Genomic DNA, 1286 nt, shown 5'->3' on the forward strand with positions numbered 1-1286 from the left:
TGAGGTGGCCGGGGTTTGTGAGACAGCCTGATGGGCGCAATAAGCAATGTCCCGTCGATGTGGGAATTACCGGCGTCAGGCTGCCGGCCTCAGGTTCTCAAGTCCTTCGAAATAAGCCTCATCCGGGGTCTTCTTGTCAAGTGCAGTGTGGCGCCGCTTGACGTTGTAGAAGGTGAACCAAGTCGTGAGGTCAGCGGAAAGCTCTGCCCCCGACTCGTATGACTTCAGGTAGATGCGTTCGTACTTCAAGCTGCGCCAGAGCCGTTCGATGAAGATGTTGTCCTTGAAGCGCCCCTTGCCGTCCATACTGATCTTGATGTTCCAGGCCTTGAGAACGGAGGTGAACGCTTCACTTGTGAACTGGCAGCCCTGGTCGGTGTTGAAAATCTCCGGCGCTCCGTACTTGAACAGCGCCTCCTTCAGTGCTTCGACGCAGAACCTGGTGTCCAGCGTGTTTGATAGCCGCCATGACAGAACCTTTCTGGTTGCCCAGTCCATGACGGCTATCAGGTACATGAACCCCTTATGCATTGGGATATAGGTGATGTCGGTTGCCCAGACCTTGTTGGGGCGGTCAATCGTCATGCCGCGCAGCAGGTACGGATATACCGGGTGTTTCGGCTGCCGCTTGCTGGTCCCGGGCTTGGGAGCCAAAGATTCGATGCCCATGGTGAGCATCAAGCGCCTGACCCGATCACGGCCGACCCGCTCTTCCGGCGTAGTAAGTTGGCCAGCCAAAGAACGACTGCCCATCCAGGGGTGTTCCAGGTAGAGCTCATCGATCCGGCGCATAAGCTCCAGATCTCCCATTCTCGTACCAGTAGCAGGACCGCGATAGTAGCTGGCCCGTGGTACGTCCAGGAGTTCACAGCGGCGTTCAACCGAGACTTCCGGATGACCTGCGGCGATCACCTTTTGTTTCTGCGCCCGGCTAAGCTCAGCCCGGGCAGATTGGACAAAAAATCGTTCTCAACCTTGAGTTTGCCGATCTGGCGGTGCAACTCGTCAATCTCGGCGTCATGGTTGACCTCTTTCTTCTTTGCCTTCCCGAAGACGTCTGAGGCCCTTTCAAGCAGTTCTTGCTTCCAACGGGTAATTTGTGCGGGATGCACTCCATACTCGGTGGCGAGTTCAGCAAGAGTCTTAGACTCCGACAGGGCGGCAACGGCTACTTTGGCTTTGAATTCTGCGCTGTGACGGGTGCGATGTTGTGGCATTGAACCTCTCCTCTGGAAATAGGTCGGTCCATTGCTTATCACCCTGTCTCAAAAACCGCAACCACTTCA

General features: G+C 55.9%; 1 protein-coding gene. It reads right to left on the reverse strand.

Going from position 1 to position 1286, the window contains the following annotated elements; genetic code table 11:
* Positions 1-75: 75 nt before the first annotated feature.
* A protein-coding gene (locus KOM00_RS20430; protein WP_407931701.1) for an IS3 family transposase occupies positions 76-1217 on the reverse strand; the annotation gives its coding sequence in 2 pieces (ribosomal slippage) (positions 76-951 and positions 954-1217; 1140 coding nt in all).
* Positions 1218-1286 lie beyond the last annotated feature (69 nt).

The sequence above is a fragment of the Geomonas diazotrophica genome (genome assembly GCF_018919385.1).
GTDB lineage: Bacteria > Desulfobacterota > Desulfuromonadia > Geobacterales > Geobacteraceae > Geomonas > Geomonas diazotrophica.